Consider the following 22406-nt stretch of genomic DNA (forward strand, 5'->3'; position numbering starts at 1 on the left):
TCCCCGAACGGAGAATCTCAGACGGTGGCAGGTGCCGCACGGCGAACGCGGTACAGCGCGGTCAGCATCAGTCCGGCGGCCACGAAGCAGGCCAGCGCGTACAGGCCACTCCCGGTCGAGGTGCCGTTTTCGACGACGCCGCCTATCCAGAACACCGCCATTCCGCCCAAATAGATAGCGGGATAGAACCGGGCGAAGGGCGCCAACGGTTCTTCGGGACGTCCGTACCGGACGAAGATCCAGATGCCGGCCAGCCACAGCAGGGCCAGCTCGACGGCGAGAACCCAAGCCTGCGCGGTCACGTTCCCGTCGAGCAGGCTCGACGGGAGCCCGGCGATCGCCATGCTCGGCGGCGTGAGGACCCCGGCGAGCCCGATGCGGGCCGCCAGGGACCACCCGCGCCGCGCTCCGCTCGCCAACCGCACCACGAGATACGTCATGGCGCCCATCGACACGGACGCGAAAAGCAGCATGCTGGTCATGGGGACCGAATCCAGCGCCGGATGGTTGACGATCCGGTTGTTGTCGTTCCAGGCCCACCATTTCAGTCGCGGGCCGAGTTGGTCGAAGACCTCATAGAAGACCTGGCAGGCGAAGGCGACCGCCACCGACCCGATCAAGGCTCCGCGGGCGCGGAAGATCCCGAGCGACCGGACGAGTTCATAGCCGAGCTGACTGATCATCGGGTAGAACGCCACGATGTAGAGCGGCAGCCGGTCCCACATGAACTGCACGGTGAACCGGTTGTGGGCGAAGATGAACCCGTACTGGCGTTCCAGGCCGAACCACTCCGGGAAGTACAGCGGCGGTTCGATGACGAAGAGGTAGACCAGCGAAGCGCACCACAACGCCAGATTCGTCGAGTCGCCTTGGCGGTGCCGTCGGACGGCGTGCACCAGCGCGAACACGGCTCCGCCGAGGACGAGCAGTTCCAGCAGCGGCATCGTCCAGTGCGCCTCCGCCCACGGTGCGCGGACCGAGAGCCACGGGGAGACGTCATGGCAGTCGAAGCCGAGTCCGCGGGTGACGGCTTCCGCGTCGGGCCCGCATCCGGCGCTCACCGGGCGACCGCCTGCTGCGCGGCGCCTTTCGGCGAGTAGTCCGTGACCGGTGGCTCGGCCCGGGCGTCGAAGTCGAACGGGACCCGGTGCCGCCCCAGCGCTGCCCGGATCCGGTAGCGCACGAGCCCCGCGATCACCCGCGGGTTCGTCATCATGTCGCGCAGTGATTCGTCGAGGTTGAACACCTTCGCGAAATGCTCGTCGACGACGTCGTCTTCGCGGGCGGCGCCGACGATGAGCCTGAACGCCGGGCCGGACACGGCTTCGAGCAGCCGTCGCCTCCACTCCGGCGCCTTTTCGGTGCCCACCGCGCAGGCGTAGCCCTGATCCCTCGCCATCGCCAGGCTCCACGGCACGTTGAGCAGTTTTCGTTGTTCCGCCAGGAACCGTGCGGAGAACTCGGGCCTTAACCGCTCGGCGCGGGAGAGATGCTCGCGCAACAGCAGCGCCGAACCCGCGGCGGAGCTGATGCCCTGCGCGTAGAACGGATTGAACGCGCAGATCGAGTCGCCGACGAACGCCAGGCGCCGCGGCGGGGTGCGGAGCCGGTCGTAGCGGCGCCATTTGTTCCCGGTCGATCGCGTCAGATGCACCTCGGAAGTCGGTGTGGACCGGTCCATCGCGGCCGCGAACAACGGCGCCCGCACGCGGCGGGCGGACTCGACGAACGCCTCGGTGGTGCGCGGCATTTCGAGTCCCCACGAGCCCATGCACGCGATGACCCGGTTGTCCTCGATCGGGAAGAAGTTCACCAGGAACTCGTGCTCGTCCGGATGCGCGCCCTTGTCGGGGGTCGGCATGATCACCAGATGCCGCCACCACCAGGAAGGTGGCCGTTCCTCGGGAGACGGCAGGTCGTACCAGCGCGAGGTGTAGGTGACCTTGGCGTCGAGCGTCCGGACTTCCGGTTCGGGCCAGCCCGCCGCCACCAGCCAGGCGGATACGGAGGAACCACGGCCCATCGCGTCGACCACGAAGTCGGCGTCGATGTGCTCGTCGCGATCGGAGAGGGTGACCCCGGTGACTTCGCCGTCCCGGGTCGTCAAGCCGCTCACCGCGACACCGTCGCGGATCACGACGTTCGGCAGCTCCCGGACCTTGTCGCGCAGCACGCGTTCGATGAGGATCCGGGAGCCGTAGATCATCGTCATCGCGCTGCGTTTGCGCGCCGACCAGCCCTTTCCGTCGAGATACGCCGCGTCCATGGACGGCATCAGATGCAGTCCGCCGGCCGCGATGAGGTCGTCCTCGAATCCGGGGAACAGCGCGCCGATCGCGCGGCGGCCCGAGTTCAGCAGGAAATGCGGATGCTTGCTCTGCGGCACCCCGCGCCGATGTTCGGCCTCGGCGGGCAGTTCGTCGCGTTCGAGCACCACCACCTCGTCGAAGTACGGGGCGAGTGCTCCCGCGGTGCAGAGACCGGCGGCGCTGCCACCGAGGACGACGGCGGTCTTGCCGAGTCGCATGCGGACCAACTCCCAGCGTCATTCATACAGATTGACATTGGCTGTATGACTGTATGAACGACGCCGGGAACTGTCAAGAACTGGTCGCGTCGATCAGGTCCCGGATCGCGGCGATACCCCTCGCCACCCGGTACGGCGACTCCGTGCCCACGGAGACGCGGATGTGCCGGTCGCACGAATCGCCGTACGCGATACCCGCCACCACGCTGACGGAGCTTTCCCTCAGCAGCCGGGTGGCGAACTCCATGGAGTCCAAAGTGGACCTGCCGAGCGAGGCGAACAGGTAGAACGTCGCCGAGCCCGGCAAGGTCTCGATGCCGATGTCGGCGAGCTGCCCGGCGACCTCGCGGCGAAGGTCCACGACCCGGCGGATCTGTGGCCGGGTGACGGCCAGGATGTCGTCGAAGTGTTCGGCGAGGTACCAGGACAGGATGGTCGGCGCGCAAGTGATCAGATGCTGGTTGATCTTCAGCACCTGATCGATCAGCGTGCGGTGTGCGATGAGATAGCCGATCCGCCAGCCGGAAACCCCGTAGTTCTTCGACATCGAGTTGATCGTGACGGTGTGCCGCAGTTCCGGGTCGAACGAACCGCAGGCCCGGAACGGGGTCTCCGGCGGCACGAACTCGTGGTACGCCTCGTCGGCGATCACCACCAGGCCCCGCGCGTCCGCCAGATCGTGCACGAACTCCAGCTCGGCGTCCGTGTGCACCCGGCCGGACGGGTTGTTCGGGTTGTTGATCACGATGGCCCTGGTCCGCGGCGTGACGTAACGAGCGAGGTCGAACACGCTCACGTCGTGCGGGACCATCACCGGAACGCCACGGCAGAGCCGCACCTGTTCGGGGTAGCTCAGCCAGAACGGCTCCGGCACGATCACCTCGTCCCCCGGTTCCAGCAGCGCGAGCAGCACCATGTAGATCGCCACCTTGGAACCGGCGGTGACGACGATCTCCGTGTCCGGGTCGACCGGGACGTCGAAATCGGCCCAGTACCCGGCCAGCCGCTGCCTCAGCTCCGGCAGGCCCCGCGAATGCGAGTAGTGATGCAGGCCGTGCGCGGCCAGATCGTCGAAGCGGGGCAGCGGCAGGCCGAAGAACGCCTCGCCGAGCGAGAGCGTGATGATGTCCCGCCCGGCCGCGCTCAGCTCGTAGACCAGGTTGTTGTACTTGATGGACAGCGCCTGCGCCGTACTGTCCACAAGGGACGACGGGCGGATCGGCGACTCGGTTCGGACGCTGGACAATGGACTCGCTCCCCTACACGACCCGCGTCTGTCCGGTACCCCAGACGACGTTCTTCACGGTGGTCAGCGCGGTCAGCCCGATCGGACCGCGGATATGCAGTTTCTGGGTGGACACGCCGATCTCGACGCCGTAGCCGAACTCGCCGCCGTCGGAGTAGCGGGTCGAGGTGTTGACGAACACGCTGCCGGAATCCACTTCACGGGCGAACCGGCGCGCCACGTCGATGTCCCGCGCGACGATCGCCTCGGCGTTGGACGTGCCCCATCGGTCGATATGCGCGATCGCCGCGCCCACGTCCGGCACCACCCGGACGGCCAGCACCAGGTCGAGATACTCGGTCCCCCAGTCCTCCTCGCTCGCGGCCACCGCCTTGGGCCAGACCTCGCGCACGGTCGCGTCACCGCGGATCTCCACGCCGGCGGCGGCCAGCTCGTCGAGTACGCCCGGCAGCCAGTCCTGGGCGAGTTCTTCGTGGACCAGCAGGGTTTCCATGGCGTTGCACACGCTGGGCCGGGAGGTCTTGGCGTTGATCGCGACCGCGGTGGCCATCGCCGGGTCTGCCGAACGATCGATGTAGACGTGGCAGTTGCCCGCACCGTCGATCACCGTGGGCACCGTGGCGTGACGTTCGACGGACGCGATGAGCTCCGGGCCCCCGCGCGGCACCAGCAGATCGACGAACTCCTTGGCGCGCATCAGTTCCTGGGCGGCGTCGCGGGACGGATCGGTGACCAGCTGGACGGCTGCCGCGGGCACCGCGTCGTGCCGGGCGATCGCGCTGTCCAGCGCGGCCATGACCGCCGTGTTCGTCGCCATGGCCATCGAGGAACCGCGCAGGACCGCGCAGTTGCCCGACTTCACGCAGAGCGCGGCGACCTCGGCGGTGACGTTCGGACGCGCTTCGTAGATCACCGCGACCACGCCGATCGGCTCGCGGACACGCTCGATGAGCAGGCCGTTGGGCCTGGTCCAGCCGTCGACCACCTGGCCGACCGGATCGGGCAGATCCGCGATGGTCCGGATGGCCGAGACCAGGCCGGCCATCCGTCGGTCGGTCAAGGTGAGCCTGTCGACCAACGTCGCCGAGACGCCGTTCTCACGGGCCGCGGCGACATCCGCCTCGTTCGCCGCGATGATCCGGTCGCGGTGCTCTTCGATCGCGCCGGCCATGTCCAGCAGCAGCGCGTTCTTCCGTTCGGTCGTCAGCCCTTTGAGCTCGGTCCACGCCTCGGCCGCGGCGCGGCAGACGTCGGTCACTGACATGGCAGATCCTCCATGATCTGTACGTAGTCGCCGCCTTCGACGACGGGCGCAGCCGGTGCGCCGCCGGGCTCGACCGCGCGGCTCAGCGGGCCGCGGGCGAGCGGGCGTCCTTGCCGGTCACAGATGTCGACCACGTCGCCCGGCACGGCGGCCCCGTGTACCGCCGCGACGTGGTGATGGCATACGGGCTCCCCGCGGAGGACGGCTTCCCTGCCGTCCGGGGTGCAGTGAAGCGCCCCGGACGGCGGGGTCCGGAACGCGCGCCAGAGCGTTCCGATGCCGGGAGTCGCGCCGGTGACCGCACGCGGATGGAACACCGTGCCGGTGGGACGGCCACCGTGCGCGGCGATCAGCACGTCGGGATCCGCGCTCTCCGCGATGACGGTGCGGACCCCGCTGAACGTGGCGATCCAGCAGGCGCCGAGCTTCGTCAGCATGCCGCCGGTGCCGCCGTCGCCGATCGCGCCGCCCGCCTGCCGCTCGGTCTCGGCCGTGAGCACGGGGACTTCCTGGATGTGCCGGGCGCCCGGGGCCAGTTTCGGATTGCTGTCGTAGAGCCCGGGCACGTTGGTCAGCAACAGCAGCAGTTCGGCCTGGAGACAACCGCCGAGCAGCGCGGCGAGCACGTCGTTGTTGCGCACGCCGAGCGCGTCGTTCTCGTTGACCACCGGCACCATGCCCAGCGCCAGCATCGTGTGCAGGGTGTGCCGGACACCGCCGCCCCGGTCGTCGTCGACGAGGTCGGGCGGCGTGAGCAGAAGCTGGCCGGTCTGCACGCCGCGTTCGGCGAACGCGGCGTGGATGGCCGAATAGAGCTGCGACTGGCCCAGCGCGGCGGAAACCTGGAGTGCCACCGGATCGTCCACGGCCAACGCGGGGTGCAAGTGACGGCCGATCGCGATGGCCCCGGAAGCGAGCAGCACCGGGCGCAGGCCCGCGAGGAGTCCTCTGTGGACGGTCTCGCACAGCCTGTCGAGCTTGACCGTGTCCAGTCCGCCATCGGTGATCAGCGAGGACGTGCCTATCTTGAGCACCACCCGGCCCTCCTGCGGCACCAGGTCTTCGGCAGGCGTCGCGGTGACGGGCAAGCTGTTGGTCGACATGGGGAAGATGCTCACCGCCGCCGATGTAGTACCGATGTGTTCGCGATACGCCGCCGGTGTACCCCGCCGTACTGTGTCGCGGCACAGCACGGCTGCATCCCCGGAACATCGCCGGTACATCGGATCCGGCGACTCTCTCGGCATGACAGCAGAACTCCAGCTGGCCGACACGGCGACCCTGCCGCTCACCGAGTCCCAGAAGGGACTGCTGGTGGTGGACAGCTTGGTGCCGACGAAGCAGATCTACAACCAGGTCATCCAATTCGATCTCGATCCGGCCAAATGCGTCGCCCCGCTGGCCGAGACGGTGACCCGGGCGCTGGTCGCCCTGGTCACCGTCCAACCGGCGTTGCGCCAGGTCTTCCGGCTGCATCCGGAGATGCACGCTGTGCTGCGTCCCCCGCCCACCGCCGACGAACTGCCCCTGGAGTCGGTCTCCGTGCCGCCCGCCGAGTACGCCGCGACCCTCGCCGCGCTCGGCCGTGACATCGGCCGGGCGCCGTTCGATCTGGAGACCGGGCCGGTGCACCGGTTCGGCTTCGTGCGCGCGAACGACGACAGCGCCGCGGCGATCCTGATCTGCGGGCACCACCTCGTCGGCGACGGGGTGTCCATGGGTCCCATCGTGCGCGACCTGGACCGCGCCCTCGCCGGCCCGATCGACGTCGACACGGTGCGGGTGAGCCGGGAAGCCGCGCTGGTCAAGGAACTCAAGGCCCAGAACCGGGCGGCGGGCTCGACGCGGACGGCCGACCAGGTCACCGCGTGGGCGGAAAGCCTGCGTGAAGTCCCCCCGCTCGTGCTGTACCCGCGCCCCGACCGTCCACATCAGACCGAATTCGCCGGGCAGCGGATCTCCTGGACGCTCGGCGCAGCGGAATCCGAGCGGTTCCAGGCCACCTGCAAACGTCTCGGGGTCAGCCCGTTCGTGCTGCTGTCCGCCGTGTACGGCACGGTGCTGGCGCGGCACGGCGGAGTGCCGCGGGTGCTGATCGGCAGCCCGTTCACCGCGCGCCGCACCATCGGGTCGTACGACCTGTGCGGCTTCTTCGTCAACACGTTGCCGGTCACCGTCGACGTGGACTGGACCCGCACCGTCGACGAGCATCTCGACAAGACCGTCCGCGCGGCGGTGGACCACTGCCGCGCCTCGGTCGACGTCCCGTTCAACCAGCTGGTGGCGCAGGTGCAGCCGGACCGGCCGAGTGACCGCAACCCCCTGTTCTCCTGCATGCTCGCCATGCAGGACACGTTCGATCCGGCGACCGGGACCGGCGCGGTGGTCGGCGCGTACGAGCCGGGCAACGGCACGGCCAAGTTCGACCTCTGGCTGGGGGCCACCCTGGTCGACGGCCGGTGGCTGCTCGAACTCGAGTACGACAGCGCGCTGATCCCGCCCGCGGTGGCCGACGGACTCCTGAAATCGCTGCGCACGGCCCTGTCCCGCGCGGTCACCGATGGCTCCCTGCCCCTGGCCGAACTGTTCGACGACGCCTCGGCCGTCCCGAGCAGACGACACGACGGGTATCCGGCGCACGTACCGGCACCGACGCTGTACGAATGGTTCACCGAGACCGCGCGCCGGACCCCGGAAGCGGTCGCGGTCACCGAACCCGGCCGCACGCTCACCTATGCCGAACTTTCCCTGACCGCCGAGCGCATCGCCTCGGGGCTGGCGGGCCGGGGCGTCGGCCCGGGGGACGTCGTCGGGCTGCGGCTGGACTCGCTCACCGAGACCGTCACGTCGATCCTGGCGATTCTGCGGCGTGGCGCCACTTACCTGCCGCTCGAACCGAGCCTGCCCGCCGACCGGATGTCGTACATGGTGCGGCAGTCCCGCTGCCGGGTCGTGATCGGCTCCGGGGTCACGTTGCACGGGGTCGAGGTCGCACCGGCCGCCGACTTCGAGTCCGATGTGGACACGGAGCTCGCCGCGACGGCCGACGCCCCGGTGTACGTGATGTTCACTTCCGGCTCGACCGGTCTGCCCAAGGGCGTGCTCATGGGCCACCGGCCGCTGCTCAACCTCGCCGCCTGGCAGATCTCCGCGCTCGACATGACCGCGGACAGCCGGTTCCTGCAATACGCGCCCGCCGGTTTCGACGTGTCGTTCCAGGAGATCGTGCCGACGCTGCTGGCAGGCGGGACCGTGGTGTCCAGGGAGCCCGCCGACCGGCGCGACTTCCCCGAACTGGTGCGCCGGGTCGCCGACACCGAGGTGACCCACCTCTATCTCCCGGTCGCGGCGCTGCGTCCGTTCGTGTTGTCCGTGCGCGCCAGGAGGGAACATCTCCCGGCATTGCGGTTCCTGTGCGTGTCCGGCGAACAGTTGCTGGCGGACGACGAGATCCGCGCGTTCGTCGACGACCACCCACAGTGCACCCTGGTCAATCACTACGGCCCGACCGAGACCAACGCCGCGACCACCTGGCGGCTGACCGCGGCCGACCCGCCGTGGGCACGCCATGTGCCGATCGGTCTCCCGTTGCCGAACGTGACGGCGTACGTCGTCGACGGCACCGGCCATCTCGCGCCGGCGGGGGTGCCGGGTGAGCTGCTGCTCGGCGGTCACGCCCCCGCGGCGGGCTACGTCAACGACCCGGATCGCACCGCCGAACGGTTCCAGCCCGGCACGTTCACGCCGGGCGAGACGGTCTATCGCACCGGCGATCACGTGGTCCGGGACGAACACGGCGCCCTGATCTTCCTCGGCCGGAACGACACGCAGGTGAAGATCCGCGGCTACCGGGTCGAACTCGGTGAGCTGGAGGCCGTGGCGGCCGGCCTGCCGGACGTCCGGCAGGCGGTGGCCGCGGTGCGCGGCGACGGGATCGATCGGCGGCCGCTGTTGTTCCTCCTGCCCGAGCCGGGTGTGACACCGGACCACGAACGGGTGCGGACCGTGCTCGCCGAACGGCTGCCGTCGTACATGGCACCCGCGGACATCGTCGACATCGAGTCGGTGCCGACCTCCCACAGCGGCAAGACCGACCGGGCGGCGCTGGTGGCGCTGGCCGAGCAGATGAGCGCGCGGCGCGCGGAGTCGCCCGCTCCCACCGCGGAGTACGCCGACGACCTGGAGCGGGAGCTGGCCGCGATCTGGGCCGAGGTGCTCGGCGTGCCCCAGGTCGAGCGGGACCGCCCGGTACTGGAGTACGGCGCGCACTCGCTGAACATCTTCACCGTCGTGGGTCAGGTGCAGGAGCGGTACGGAGTGGCCGTGCAGTTGGTCGAGTTCTTCCGCTCGCCGACCGTCGCGACCCTGGCGACGCTGGTGCGGCAATGAGCGCGCCGGTACGCGAACGGCTGGTCACCCTGGTGCGACGCAAGGACCGGCCGGTGTGCGTGATGCTGCCCGGTGCCGGCGGTGGCCTGAACCCGTATCTGCGCCTCGCTTCCCATCTGGGCAAGCATTACAGCGTCTACGCCGTGCGGGCGGCCGGGCTGGTACCCGGGGACACGCCGGAGGACAGCATCGCGGAGATGGCCGACTCCGCGCTGGCGGCGCTCGACGGCCGCTCCCCCGCCCTCGTCTTCGGCTGGTCGCTGGGCGGCATCGTGGGCTGGGAGCTGTGCGTGCGCCTGGCCGACCGGGGGCAGCGGCCCGATCTGGTGATCGTGGACAGTTCACCGCTGCCCAGGCACGCCTCGTCCGACGAGGACGAACGGATCAGGAAGCTCATCCTGGCGGGCCTCGGGCCCCGGCCGGACGAACAGACCGTCGCCAGGGTGGAGCGCGCGTTCCGGGCGCAGGTGCACGCGCTCGCCGAGTACGCCACCGAACGCGAATACCCGGGCCGGGCGCTGCTGCTGATGTGCGCGGACGCCGACGACGGCATCTCCGGCCGGGGCGCCGCCCTGCGGCGCTGGGAGGAACTCGCGCCGGACCTGCGGACGGCGGAACTGGACGCCGGGCACTACGAGGTGTTCGAGCCCCGGCACCTGGAGCGGCTCACCAAGGAGATCGATGTGTTCCTCGGCCGGGAGCGGGAATCGTGACCGCCGTCGCCGAGACGTACGACCGGGTCTGGTCTCCGTTGCTGGAGACCGTCCGCGCGGACGCGCTGGACTGCGTGCAAGCCAACCTCGCCGTGCTGGCCGACCGGCACGGCGGGGAGGGCACGCACCTGGCCCTCGGCGCCCCGCTGCGCTTCGACGTCGAACCGGGGCCACGGGTGGCCGCGTCGCTGTCCTATCGACTGGCCGCCGCGCACGAGCAACTGGGCCTGCGGGTCGCGGACCGATGGGAGGGCGTCGACGGTGCCCGGTTGCGTGAACTCGCCGGCGAGGCCGATCCGCTGTACGTGATCGCCGACGCCTACGACCTGGCGTGGACGCCGTACGCCGGCCGCCGTCACACCGAGCACACGTTTCTTCTGTCCACATCGGACACCGTCGTCGACGCCTACCACGACGAGACCCCGTGGGGTCCGTGCCGTCCCGGCGTGTGGCGGCTCTCCCCCGCCGAACTGGACGCCCTGCCGGCGTCGGCCACCGCGCTGCGGTTCACCACCGAGCCGGTCGCCGAACCGCCGGACGTGCTCACCGCCAACGCGCGGGCGATGGCGGACGCCGTCCCGGCGATCGACGCCTACCTTTCGGCGGACCACGGCGAAGATCTGGTGCTCGACATCTGGTTGCTCGGCCGGTCACGGCTGCTGCACGCCGCCTGGCTCGCCCGGCACGACCGGCCGAGCCCCGAGGTCGACGCGCACGTCCAAGCCTGGCTCACGCTGGCCTCGAAAAGCTTCGTGGCCGCACGCCGATCGCCTGACGGCGCACCGACCGCGGCGGTCCTGGCGGACCTCGGCCGCCTGCTCCACGAAGACGTCGCCCTCGCCGCCCGGCTCGCCGCCCGGGCGGCGGTGCTCGCCGCAATCCAGGAGGTGCTGCGGATCGACGACTCCACCGTCCGCGGCGCCGGCAGCCTGCGCGAGCTCCCGAACTACAACTCCTTCGGGCTGGTCGAGATCATCGAACGGGCCGAGACGCGGCTGGGGGTGGTACTCGGCGATGAGGATCTGACGCCGGAAGCATTGCGGGACATCGACTCGCTGTGTGCGACCTTCGCCCGGCGAATGGCTGGGTGAGGGTCCTCGTGAGGGGCTAGGGCGGTTATTGCAGGGCAAGGCAAACCTGGTGTGCTCGTTGGCTGGCTTGAAGGCTCCCTTCACCGCATTAGACGTCGTGAAGGGAGCCTTCGGCGCTCCTGGTCGGCACCGTTCGCATGAGCTTCTCTCGTAGGCCTCGGAGGTCTCGTGGGACTGGCCCGCAGGGGCTATTCGCGACTTCTCGCTGTCTACAAAGGACATAACCGCATAGGCCTTCCTTCCCACCTGAAGAAAGCGAAGAAGGCGAGGCCTCCGCAACCCACTCGGTACCGCGGCACTCGCCCTGCGGATGGCGCGTGAAGGCCTCGCTGGGGACATTGGACGTCTCAAATGTGGCCTTCAGGACATCACTCCCCACAAGATTGGGGCACGCCCTACGCAACCCACTCGGTACCGCAGCGCTACCCACCTACGGAGCGCTGCCCGTCACCGACCGGCCTCCCGCGCCTCGGCGGCCAGCCGCCGCCGGTCGATCTTCCCACTCGCGTTGACGGGAAAGGTGTCCACGTGGTGCACGAACGCCGGGACCATGTACTCGGGAAGGCGCCGGGCAACCGCGGCGGTCAGCTCGTCGGCGTCGACCGGCTCACCGGTGTGCAGGGCGTGCAGTACGGTCGGCCCGCCCCGCGACGGTACGGCGAGCACCACGGCGTCACGCACGCCCGGATGAGTCCGCAGCGCGGCCTCGATCTCGCCGAGTTCGATGCGGTAGCCGCGGATCTTGACCTGATCGTCCAACCGTCCGATGTGGACGAGTTCGCCGTGTTCCCGCCGGACCCGGTCGCCGGTGCGGTACCAGTCACCCGCCCGCGGCGCGCCGTCGGCCACGGCGAACGACGTTTCGCCGCGGAAGAACCGGCCGTGGTCGTCCGCCGGGTCGAGGTAGCCGTCGAAACGCTGGCCGCCACGGACGCACAGCTCGCCGTCTTCGCCCGCGCGCCCGTCTTCGGTGACCAGCACCGCGTCGAGCGCGTCGTGCACCTGGCCGATCGGCACGGTGCCGTTGGACGTCTCGGGCCACGACGCGGGATCGGCGGGCAGCCGGTACGCGGTGACCGTGACGGTGAGTTCGGTGGGGCCGTACGCGTTCTCCACCACACTGTTCGGCGCGGCCGCGGCCCAGGCCCTGGCCTGATCCATGGTCAACTGCTCGCCGGCGAAGACGCTCCAGCGCAGATCGGGCATCGCCCCGGGACGCAGCCCGCGCAGCCGCCCGGCGAGCGACACCACGGACGGAACCGAGTACCAGTGGGTGATCCGCTTGCCGGTGACGAACCGGGCCGGGGTGAGCACGTCGGCTTCGGAGGGCACCACGAGGGTCGCGCCGGTGCTCCACGAGACGAACAGGTCGAACACCGACGGATCGAAGGTCAGGTCGAACGTCTGGGACAGCCGGCAGCCGGGCTCGACCGCGTACCGCTCGACGCAGTGCGCCAGGTAGCCGGCCACGTTCCGGTGCCGGATCGGCACGCCCTTGGGTGTCCCGGTCGACCCGGAGGTGAACAGCAGATACGCCACCGCGTCGGGATCGCCCTCGTAGGGCGGGCTCCACGGTTCGGGCAGCCGCTCGGGCCACGCGCCGAGCAGGGGCAGCGCGACCGCACCGGTGCCGTCCGCCACCTCCGCCGCGCCGACGTCATCGGCCACCACGACGTCGACCCCCGCAGCCACGCACATGGCCCGGTTGCGGTCGGGCGGGAACTTCGGGTTGAGCGGGACGACGATCGCGCCGAGCCGCAGCGCCGCGAGGTAGCCGGCGTACGTGGCCAGGCCGCGCGTGGCGGGCAGGCCGACCGCGTACGGACGCCCACCCGCCGCCCGCACCAGCCCGGCCGCCAGCCTTTCGGCGAGCAGCCGGAGTTCGCGGTAACTCAGGGCGTGGTCCTGGACCTCGATCGCCGTCGCATCGGGGAATCTCCGCACGGAGTCGAGGAACCAGCCGTACATCGTCCCCTGTGGATCGATCACTTCCCGCTGCCTTCCGCGGCGGGAGCGTCGGCCTCGGCGACCGCGTCCGCGGTGATCACCCGCAGGAACGGATAGACCATCAGCAGGCAGACCACCGCGAAGACCCCGAACGCGATCTGGAAACCGAACAGTTCGGCCAGACCGCCCGCCACGGCCGCGGACACCGGGAGCATTCCCCAGGAGAGCAGTCTGCTCGCCGCGCCGAACCGGCCCAGCAGTTCGTTGGGTACCAGCGATTGGCTGATCACCCGCGAGTTCACCGTCCACATCGTCCCGCCGACACCGGCGAGGAACGCGGCGACCCCGACCGGCCAGACAGCGGCCGGACCGGCGGGGATCACCGCGGGGACCCCGACCATCAGCACCGTGCCGACGATGTCGACGAACATCGCCCAGCGCCTGCCGATCAGCCGGTTGACCGGGCCGACCAGCACCGTGCCGAGCACACCGCCGGCGCCGAGGCTGGTCAGCAGGAACCCGTACTGTGCCGGGGTGAGGCCGAGCGGACCGCCGACCGCGTATGCCGGGATCAGCGCGTACCAGGCGGCCCAGCAGCCGGCCATGCCCGTGATCAGCGCCGCCATCGTCCGCAGCAACCGGTGCCGCCACAGGAAGACCAGGCCCTCACGGATCTCCGCCCTGGCCGGACGGCGCTCCTTCGGCTGCTTCACCGCGAAGTCGCCGACCAGCAGCGTCAGCAGCAATGCGCCGAACAGGTACACCGCGCCACTCGCCCCCAGCGCGACGGCGAACCCGGCGGCCACCAGGAATCCGCCGATCGGCGCGCCCAGGAAGCTGAACGTGACGTACTCGGTCGCGGTGAGCCGCGCGTTCAGCGCCTGCCATCGGTTCTTCGGGGTCACCGAGGGGATGATCGACATCGCGGACAGCTGCGCGACCACCTCCGCGACACCCAGCACCAGTGCCACGGCGAGGATCAGCGGCAGGTTCACGACGTCCACCGCGACCGCCGCCAGCATCACCGCCATCGCGGCCATCCTGGCGAATTCGGCGCCCACCATCAGCGATCGCCGGTTCTTGCGGTCCACCAGCACACCGATGTGCAGAGCGGTGATCAGCCACGGCAGGGTCAGCATCATCGCCACGGCGGCGACCGACGCCGGTGAGTCGGTCACCGTGGTGGCCAGCAACGGAAGCGCCACGCGCATCACCGCGTCGGCGGTGTTGGTCGTGCCGGTGAACGAGATCAGCAGCCACTCGTTGCGCCGCGGCGACGGCCCGGCCCCGGTCGCAGGGGCGGGCACGGTCGAGGGTCGCTCGGACACAGCTCCTCCAAGATCACGCAGACGGTGTGGTGGTGGTCCGGAGCCCCACGATCGCGCGGGCGATCTCCGCGATCGCCGGGGCTCGGAGCATCCCGTAGTGGTCGGCCTCGACCTGGATCAGCCGTGGTGGCGCGGAGAACTGGCCAGACCACTGATCCACCTGGTGGTCGGCCAGCTCCGCCCTGACGAGCAGCGCGGGCGCTTCGAGCGGGCGTTCGCTGACGTACGAACCGACCGCGTCGGTGTGCCGGTTGAACGTCGTCCAGCGCTCGAGGAGCATCGCCACCGAAACCGGCTGACCGCTCGCCGTGGCCAGCCGAGCGGCCAGTACCCGCATCGCCAGTTCGGGATCCCCCGGCGTGGTCTTGGCGGGCGTGCCGTCGAGGGTCGCGCCGAAGGTCGCGGCCATGTTCTCGCTGAAGACCTCGTACACCACCGCGTCCCGCACTTCGCGAGGAATGTCGTGCTCGACCGGCGGTGTCGAGTCGAGCAGCACCACCGGTGGCGGGGTCCCGTGGCCGGTGGCCGCCATCTCGAACGCGATCTGCCCGCCCATCGACCAGCCGCCGAGCAGATCGGGGCGCAGGTCCTCGGCGTCGAGATCGGCGCGGAATCTCGCGGCCATGGCCGGGATCGAGTCCAGCGGAGCACGTTCCTGCGACGCCGTGACCCGCCAGTCCGACGGCAGTTCGGCCACCAGCTCGCGGTAGTCCCGCACGGTGCCGCCCGCGCCGGGCAGCAGATGCAGATGCGGGCCTTCGCCGTCCTGGAGGACGACCAGCGTGCTCCCGTCGTCGACGCCGGCGCCGCCGTCGAGCTGCTCGGCCGCCTTGCGCGGGGTCGGCTCGGTGAGCCATCCGGTGATGTCCAACGTCACGCCGCTTTCGGATTCGAGGGCCGACGCGAACTGGACGACCTTCAACGACCGGCCGCCGGTGGCGAAGAAGTCCTCGTCGGCTCCGGTCGGCGCAGTGCCGAGCACTTCGGTCCAAACGCGGCGGACCTGATCGAGCGACGCGGTTTCCGGCATCTCCGTGGTGTCCAGATCGGCCGTCGTGATGGTGTGCTCCAGATAGGCGGGCGCCGTCCTGGACCCGACCTCGATGGTGCCCACCGGCAGCTCCGGGTCGAGGCCGCCCTCGGCGAGGACCCGGTCGATGTCCTGGAACAGCCGCCGCGCGGTCGAATGGTCGAACCGGCCGACGTTGTACTCCGACTCGACGATGTATTCGCCGTCGAAGTCGAACACCCCGAACCCGAGGTCGGTGCGGGCGGCCCGGTTCGGCGCGCGCTGCAGCGTCAGCTCGACGTCGCCGAGCCGCAGCCCGACCCCGATCGACCCGTACCAGGTGACCAGGATCGGGATCGCGTCCCGCAGCCGCGCTTGCGCCGATTCGGTGAGCGCGCCGTACACCAGGGAGAAGGGCACCGTCTGGTGCGCGAGGCTGTCCCACATGCCGTCGCGGACCCGTTCGACCACCGTGCCGAACGAATCGCCGTCCTCGACGACGGTCCTGGTGACCAGGACGTTGGCCAGATACCCGACCAGCGCCTGATCCTGGGGTGTCATCCGGTTGGCGCTGACCAGGCCCGTGCAGACCTCCGGCCCGGCGCCACCCCGCGCGAGCACCGTCTGCAGCGCGGCGAAAAGCACGCTGAACGGCGTGGTGAAGTACCGCTTCGCCAAGGTTCCGATGCCGTCGACGGCCTCCTTGCTGAAGACGAACCGCACCATCCCGCCCTTGTTGCCGGTGCCGGTGTAGGTGTGCCGGTCCGCGACCAGGGTCGTGGTCACCGCGCCGTCGAGCTTCTCGCGCCAGTACTTCAGGCTCGCGTCCCAGCGGCCGTCGGTGCGGGCGGCGTTCGAGGCGAGGATGTGCTCGCGGAACGACACCTGGGGCTCGCCGCCGAATTCCGGCTCCTCGCCCGCCACCGCGGCCGCGTAGGCCTTGGCGAAGTCGTCCATCAGCAACTGCATCCCCCAGCCGTCGACGAGGGCGTGGTGGACGGTGACCAGCAGCTCGTGCTGGTCACCGACGGTCACCGCCACCAGCCGTGCCGCCGGGGCCACGTCCAGCGCGAGCGGACGCTCCTGGATCTCCCCCGCGATCGAACGGAGCAGGGGCTCCACCGGCACGGAACCGGGGTCTTCGATCTCGATCCGCTGCGGCTCGACCTCGACATGGTCCACAATGGACACCATGATCGCGCCGTCACGGTGGTGCAGGCTCGCGCGCATCGCCTCGTATCGGTCCACCACGGCCTGCCAGGCGACCCGCAGGGCGTCGAAGTCCAGCGGCCGGTCGGCCTTCAGCGGCCAGGTCTGGTTGTAGACGGACTTGTTCTTGGCCCTCTGATGGATCCACCAGAGCATCTCCATGAGGGCACTGGCCGGGAACATGCCGGTGTCCGTCGCGACGGGAGCGTTCAACGGAATTCCTTTCCGGTTATCGGCGGACGATCGGCAGGATCTCTTCGGTCAGTCCCTTGCGGTCGACCTTCCCGTTGGCGGCCAAAGGAATGCTGTCGCGCTGGTGGTAGCCCCTCGGTCGCATGTAGACCGGGAGCTCGTCGAGCAGCCGGACGAACTCGCTCTCGTCCACGGGATCGCCCGCGTAGACCGCGTGCAGGTCCACCTCGCCGTCGGCCGCCGTGAGCGCCACCACGACCACTTCGGCGATCGACGGATGCCGCCGCAGCGCCGATTCGATCTCGCCCAGTTCGACCCGGTTGCCCCGGACCTTGATCTGGTCGTCGACACGGCCGAGGTGGACCAGCTCGCCGCTCTCCCGGCGCACCCGGTCACCAGTGCGGTACCAGTGCGCCGGGGTCAGCGGCTCGGAGCCGTCGTAGACCGCACCCCGCTCGCCGTCGAAGGACAGGAATCGCCCGGCGTTGTCGCCGGAGTCCAGGTAGCCGGGGAAACGCTGCGGGCCGCGCACGCACAGTTCGCCGTCCGAGCACTCCCGCAGGTCTTCGTCGAGCAGGACGTAGTCCAGATGCGGGAAGATCTCGCCGATCGGCATGGACCGGTTCGAGGTGACCGGCCAGTCCGCGCGCTCGGCGGGCACCTCGTAACCGGTGCAGATGACCGTCAGTTCCGTCGGCCCGTAACAGTTGTGGATTTTCGCGTTGGGGGCGGCCGCGCGCCACACCTCGACCTGTTCGAGGTTCAGCGGCTCGCCGCCGAACATGCCGCGGCGGAGATTCGGCATGCTGCCCGGGGCGAGTGCGCGCAGCCTGCGGGCGAAGGAGATGATCGACGGCACGGAAAGCCAGTGGGTGAGCCGTTTTTCGTTCACGAAACGCACCGGTGTGAACACCTCGCTGTGCTGCGGGACGCACAGGGTCGCGCCGGTTCCCCAGGTGGCGAAGAGCTCGACGATCGAACCGTCGAAGAAGAGCTCGAAGGTCTGCGAAACCCGGCAGTCGTCGGCGAAACCGAACCGCTGGATGTTGTCCTCCAGCAACGAGGAGACGCATTCATGCGTGACCGGCACGCCCTTGGGGCTTCCTGTCGAGCCGGAGGTGTAGATGATGTACGCGACGTCGCCGTCGCCGGAACCGATCTCGGGCAGCGGCTCGCCACCCTCCAGCAGGGCGCGCCACCGGTCGCCGGTCAGGTCGACGATCGGGATCCCCGACTGCCGCGGGTACTCCGGCAACTGCTTGGCCGAGGTGTCGTCGACGATCGTCACGTCCAGGCCGGCGTCCTTGGTGATCACCAGGTTCCTGGCGACCGGCGCGCCCTGGTTGAGCGGCACCACGGCCGCGCCGAGCCGCTGGATCGCCAGGTAACCCACGTAGCTCGCGAGGCTGCGTGACGTCAGCAGCCCGACGCGGTCCGGCCGCCGGCCCGCCGCCGAAACCAGGCGTACCGCCATCCTCTCCACGGCGGCCCGCAGTTCGTCATAGGTCAAGGTGAGCCCGGCGACTTCGATCGCCGTCGAGGAACCGGAACCCGCCACCGTGTCGCCGAACCAGTCGAAGAGCCTGCGTGTCGTCATCGCGCACCCCCGTCCTGGCCGGCGGTGGCCAGATCGGCCAGCCAGCGTTTCAAGTCGGCGACCGTGTGCAGATCGACCAGCCGGGTGGCGTCGATCTCGGCGTCGTCGTCACCCGCCACGTCGACCGCGAGACGCAGCAACGCCAGTGATTCCAGGCCCGCGTCGAGCAAGGGCGTCGAGTCGTCGAAGGTGAAGGTCGCGTACCGCGTGATGATGGCGTCGAAATCGACAATCGTGTCACTCATGGGCATTTTCTCCATGGGGCCGGGGCTTCGTCACCGAGACCATTGCCGTCGCGGCTGTTCTCTCGATGTACTCGGGTTCTAAAGCCGTTGTTGTTGCCCGGATTCGCCGCCTTTCACCTGGCGGCCGGACTTCCAGACATCGGTCACGTGCGCCGGATCGGCGAGGACCCCGATGTCCAGCACCGGATCCGCGTCCAGCAGGAGGACATCGGCGTCGTAGCCGGCCAGCAGTTGCCCCGAGCGCGGCGCCTGCGGGCCGAGCGTGTCGGGCGCGACGGCCGTGGCCATCTCGATCGCCTCCAGCGGGGTGGCGCCGCCCTTGACCATCAGCGACAACTCGATGCCGCCCTTCCCCCACTGCGTCGGCCGGTCGGGGCCGGTCATCGCGAGGTCTGTGCCCAGCGCGATGGTGACGCCCGCCTCGCGGGCCAGCGCGATCGCGTCGAGATGCCGCCCGGCCACTTCTTCCAGCTTTCGCTTGGCATACGGCGGAACCAGATCGCTGGTGAGGAGCAGGTGCATGATCGCGCGGGTGGGCACCAGGATCGCGCCGGTCTCGCGCATCGCCGCGGCGGCTTCCTCGTCCAGGTAGGTGCCGTGCTCGATGGTGCGCACCCCCGCCTTCAACGCCGCCATGATGCCCGGCTTGCCGTGGCAGTGCGCCGCGACCACCCGCTCGGCCTGGCCGGCCACCTCGACGATCGCCGCCAGTTCGGCGTCGGTGAACTGCTGGTGATGCGGATGGTCCACTTCGGACAGGACGCCGCCGGAGGCGAAGACCTTGATGAGCCTGGCGTTGTTGCGCAGCTGCTCGCGAGCGGCCCGCGCGCATTCGGCCGGGCCGTCGGCGAGCCGCAGTTCGCCGCCGAGATGTCCGAAGTCGTTGATCCACGGGACGGGAAATCCGTGCACGTCGCCGTGCCCGCCGGTGGTCGACAACGCCGTGCCCGCGCTGTAGATCGTCGGTCCTTCGATGGTGCCCTCGGCGACCGCGCGGGCCAGATGGATGCCGAGACCACCGACCTCGCGAATGGAGGTGAAGCCGGAGTCGAGGCAGGCCCGCAAGTCCGACACGCACCGCGCCGACCGCAACGCGATCGGCTCGTGCATCAGATCGTGCAGGTCCGCACTGCGCAGACCCATGAAATGCCCGTGACAGTCCCACATTCCGGGCATCACGGTATGCCCGCGGGTGACGTCGGCGCCGGGAGTGGACGGCGCCTCGTCACGCGGACCGGCGTAGCGGATCCTGTCGCCTTCGACGATCACGACACCGTCGACGATCGGTGCGCCGCGTCCGGGAATCAGTTGAGAGGCTTCGATGCGTTGCTGCATGCGGGCCAGAGAAGCAGACCGCGACCGCTCCGGTCACGCGGCGACGATTGCACACCGCGAATCGCCGCTCACGGAAATATGATCGTCAGGCCCGCCGGAAATCCATGATCCAGTTGAGCTCCCACGTCTCGCCGCCGTCGACCGAGAAGGCCTGTTCCCAGCGGGCCGAATCCTCGGTGATGTCCGACCAGACGAACCGGACCCGCACGGGGGTGCCGCCCTCGGTGTCGTCGCCGTGGAAGACCCCGCGGCCATCGCTGAAACTGCCGACGACAGGCGGGAAGAGCCTCCCGGTGTCGCTGCTCGACCAGTTCAGCGACCACTTCTCGGTCGCGGGGTCGAACAGGCGCAAGGTCAGGCCCCGCACGCCGTCCGGGAAAACGATCTCGTCGACATTCGCCTTTCCTTCGAAAAGGCTCCAACACTTCGCGGGTGCGGTGAATTCGACCCAGTCGTCGCTGCCTGCCAATCGCTTGGCGAGGCGGCGGTTGTGGACATTCCACGATCCTACGAGGAAATCGAAATCGCCCATGCGGAAACGGTATCACGCCCCGCGGCGAAGGCCTTGGGCTTTCGCGACGGGGCGTGCGGACGCGGTCTAGCCGTGCAGGGAAACCGGCAGCGAGACGAGGCCATGCATGATGGTGCTGGTCTTCCAGCGGAGCCGTTCCGGTTCCACGGCCAGCGCCAGGTCCGGAAACCGTTCCAGGAGCCTGCCGATGCCGATCTCGACCTGCAACCGGCCCAGCGGCGCGCCGGCGCAGTAGTGGATGCCGTGCCCGAAGGCGAGATGGCTGCCGAGCCCGCGGGTGATGTCCAGGCTGTCGGCGTTCGCGAACTTCTCCGTGTCCCGGTTCGCCGAACCCAGTGCCACCACCACGATCTCGCCGGCGGGAATGGTCACGCCGTCCAGGGCGATGTCGTCGGTGGTGAAGCGGAACGTCGCCAGGCTGACCGAACCCTCGTAGCGCAGCAGTTCCTCGACCGCGGCGGGTAGCAACGACGGATCCGCCCGCAACCGGGCGAGCTGGTCCGGATGGCGGAGCAAGGCGTACACCCCGTTGCCGACCATGCTCAACGTGGTGTCGTGCCCGGCCACCACGAGCAGGAAGACCATCGCCACCAGTTCGTCTTTGCTGAGCCTGTCCCCTTCTTCGGTCGCCTGGACCAGCGCGCTGAACATGTCTTCGCCCGGGTCGGCGAGCTTCGCGTCGATCAGGTCCTCGGTGAACTTGGCGACCGCGGCCGAAGCCGTGGCCACTTCTTCCGGCATGTGATTGGCGCCGACGAGCGTGTTTGTCCAGGTACGGAACACTTTGCGGTTCGCGGGTGGAACGCCGAGCAGTTCGGCGAGCACGGTGATGGTCAGCGGAGCGGCCAGATCCTCGATCAATTCCGCCTCCCGCGCACCGGCCATCTTGTCGAGCAGCTCCTCGGTGATCTCCTCGATCCGCGGCCGGAGGAGCTTCACCCGGCGTTCGGTGAAGGCCTTGCCGACCAGTCTCCGCAATCTGACGTGATTCGGCGGGTCACTGTTGAGCATATGCGCGGCGAGCTCGTCGTCGACCGACGCGGGCGCCTTGTCGGGCGACTCGGCGTGCCGGGCGAACAACTCGTTGACCCGCCGCCCGTCCTTGCTGATCCGCGGGTCCGCCAGCAGGGCGCGGGCGTCGTGGTAGCGGGTCACCATCCACACCTTGATACCGTGCGGCATCATCACTTGCCGGGGCGGGCCCGCTTCCCGCAACCGCGCGTACAACGTGTAGGAATCCTGGACGAAGTCGGCCGAGAGCCTTTCGACGTTCGTCGTTCGACGGCTTTGCATCAACGTCCTCCACGCGTCCGGCGGGCCGGACACGGTGTCTTGTTCGAGGCAGGGTCATTCGAGGGGCGCCAGCACCTCGCCGGTCGCCACGTCCACGACGCGGATCGCCTCCCGTGGGCAGGAATCGGCCGCGGCGAGCACTTCCTCGTCGGCTCCGATCTCGGCGTCGACCGGCTGCGAGCGGTCGCCGACGATCCGGAACCGGTGCGGAAGGTCTCCCACGCACACCCCGGAACCCATGCACGAGTCCTGGTCCACGACGATCCGCCAGCGGCGACCGCTCTCGGTCATGTCAGTCTCCTTGGATTCGAACGGCGCCTTCGCCCGTTCAACTGCCGCTCCGGGTCCAGTTGAACGAAGGAGCCCGATGGTTCACGGGAACGGCTTGTGGCGCAAGGTGTTCTCTCCCTTGAACGCTGCCGGTTCCCGGTTGGCCGGGTTGGTCGTGAGTGGCGATTCGGGTTAGAACACGAATCGCCACTCACGACC

Annotated in this window: 17 protein-coding genes; 3 read left to right on the plus strand and 14 right to left on the minus strand. The window is 69.5% G+C overall.

The annotated features are described in order from the left end of the window. Nucleotides 1-17: 17 nt before the first annotated feature. The 5 genes from AJAP_RS19180 to proB all read right to left on the minus strand — a co-directional run bounded on the left by AJAP_RS19180 (nt 18) and on the right by proB (nt 6140). A complete protein-coding gene (locus tag AJAP_RS19180) occupies nt 18-1061 on the minus strand; it encodes a hypothetical protein (RefSeq protein ID WP_038513620.1) in 1044 nt (347 codons plus the stop codon). Further along, nucleotides 1058-2527, minus strand: a complete 1470-nt coding sequence (locus AJAP_RS19185) for an FAD-dependent oxidoreductase (protein WP_038513622.1) — start codon at nt 2525-2527, stop codon at nt 1058-1060. The genes AJAP_RS19180 and AJAP_RS19185 overlap by 4 nt, the downstream gene beginning before the upstream one ends. A 73-nt stretch (nt 2528-2600) precedes the next feature. After that, entirely contained in the window at nt 2601-3773 is a 1173-nt protein-coding gene (locus AJAP_RS19190; protein ID WP_083649734.1) for a pyridoxal phosphate-dependent aminotransferase, read from the minus strand. 13 nt (nt 3774-3786) lie between these two features. Further along, the gene (locus tag AJAP_RS19195; RefSeq protein WP_038513628.1) at nt 3787-5037 is read right to left on the minus strand and encodes a glutamate-5-semialdehyde dehydrogenase; all 1251 of its coding nucleotides are present in this window, start codon (nt 5035-5037) and stop codon (nt 3787-3789) included. Next, nucleotides 5028-6140 carry a glutamate 5-kinase gene (gene proB / locus AJAP_RS19200; RefSeq protein WP_051972514.1) on the minus strand — a complete coding sequence of 371 codons (1113 nt, stop codon included), beginning with the start codon at nt 6138-6140 and terminating at the stop codon, nt 5028-5030. The genes AJAP_RS19195 and proB overlap by 10 nt, the downstream gene beginning before the upstream one ends. 142 nt (nt 6141-6282) lie before the next feature. On the opposite strand from proB, the gene AJAP_RS19205 reads away from it, so the two are divergent. The 3 genes from AJAP_RS19205 to AJAP_RS19215 are packed head-to-tail and all read left to right on the plus strand — an operon-like array spanning nt 6283 to nt 11230. Beyond that, a complete protein-coding gene (locus AJAP_RS19205) occupies nt 6283-9426 on the plus strand; it encodes a non-ribosomal peptide synthetase (RefSeq protein WP_038513630.1) in 3144 nt (1047 codons plus the stop codon). After that, nucleotides 9423-10139, plus strand: a complete 717-nt coding sequence (locus AJAP_RS19210; protein WP_038513632.1) for a thioesterase II family protein — start codon at nt 9423-9425, stop codon at nt 10137-10139. Before AJAP_RS19205 ends, AJAP_RS19210 begins: the two co-directional genes overlap by 4 nt. Beyond that, nucleotides 10136-11230: a hypothetical protein gene (locus AJAP_RS19215; RefSeq protein WP_051972515.1), complete on the plus strand. Its 1095-nt coding sequence runs from the start codon at nt 10136-10138 to the stop codon at nt 11228-11230. Before AJAP_RS19210 ends, AJAP_RS19215 begins: the two co-directional genes overlap by 4 nt. A gap of 447 nt (nt 11231-11677) precedes the next feature. Here AJAP_RS19215 and AJAP_RS19220 read toward each other — a convergent pair whose 3' ends face one another. The 9 genes from AJAP_RS19220 to AJAP_RS19260 form a co-directional block, all read right to left on the minus strand. Continuing rightward, complete coding sequence (locus AJAP_RS19220; protein ID WP_321167127.1) at nt 11678-13219, minus strand: amino acid adenylation domain-containing protein; 1542 nt, start codon at nt 13217-13219, stop codon at nt 11678-11680. Next, nucleotides 13216-14505, minus strand: a complete 1290-nt coding sequence (locus AJAP_RS19225) for an MFS transporter (RefSeq protein ID WP_202965574.1) — start codon at nt 14503-14505, stop codon at nt 13216-13218. The genes AJAP_RS19220 and AJAP_RS19225 overlap by 4 nt, the downstream gene beginning before the upstream one ends. A gap of 13 nt (nt 14506-14518) precedes the next feature. Beyond that, on the minus strand, nt 14519-16936 hold the full coding sequence (locus AJAP_RS19230) for a condensation domain-containing protein (protein WP_051972516.1): 2418 nt from the start codon (nt 16934-16936) through the stop codon (nt 14519-14521). A gap of 16 nt (nt 16937-16952) precedes the next feature. Then, nucleotides 16953-18512, minus strand: coding sequence for an amino acid adenylation domain-containing protein (locus AJAP_RS19235; protein WP_038513635.1), 1560 nt, complete (start codon nt 18510-18512; stop codon nt 16953-16955). Beyond that, on the minus strand, nt 18509-18757 hold the full coding sequence (locus AJAP_RS19240) for a phosphopantetheine-binding protein (protein ID WP_037339943.1): 249 nt from the start codon (nt 18755-18757) through the stop codon (nt 18509-18511). The genes AJAP_RS19235 and AJAP_RS19240 overlap by 4 nt, the downstream gene beginning before the upstream one ends. A gap of 78 nt (nt 18758-18835) precedes the next feature. Then, nucleotides 18836-20092, minus strand: a complete 1257-nt coding sequence (locus AJAP_RS19245) for a metal-dependent hydrolase family protein (RefSeq protein WP_037337798.1) — start codon at nt 20090-20092, stop codon at nt 18836-18838. Between the two features lie 85 nt (nt 20093-20177). Then, nucleotides 20178-20624 carry a hypothetical protein gene (locus AJAP_RS19250; RefSeq protein WP_038513638.1) on the minus strand — a complete coding sequence of 149 codons (447 nt, stop codon included), beginning with the start codon at nt 20622-20624 and terminating at the stop codon, nt 20178-20180. A gap of 66 nt (nt 20625-20690) precedes the next feature. Further along, on the minus strand, nt 20691-21917 hold the full coding sequence (locus AJAP_RS19255) for a cytochrome P450 family protein (protein ID WP_038513641.1): 1227 nt from the start codon (nt 21915-21917) through the stop codon (nt 20691-20693). Nucleotides 21918-21971: 54 nt separating this feature from the next. Then, nucleotides 21972-22208 carry a ferredoxin gene (locus AJAP_RS19260; RefSeq protein WP_037337791.1) on the minus strand — a complete coding sequence of 79 codons (237 nt, stop codon included), beginning with the start codon at nt 22206-22208 and terminating at the stop codon, nt 21972-21974. Nucleotides 22209-22406 lie beyond the last annotated feature (198 nt).

Origin of the sequence: Amycolatopsis japonica, from assembly GCF_000732925.1 — a bacterium.
Taxonomy (GTDB): domain Bacteria; phylum Actinomycetota; class Actinomycetes; order Mycobacteriales; family Pseudonocardiaceae; genus Amycolatopsis; species Amycolatopsis japonica.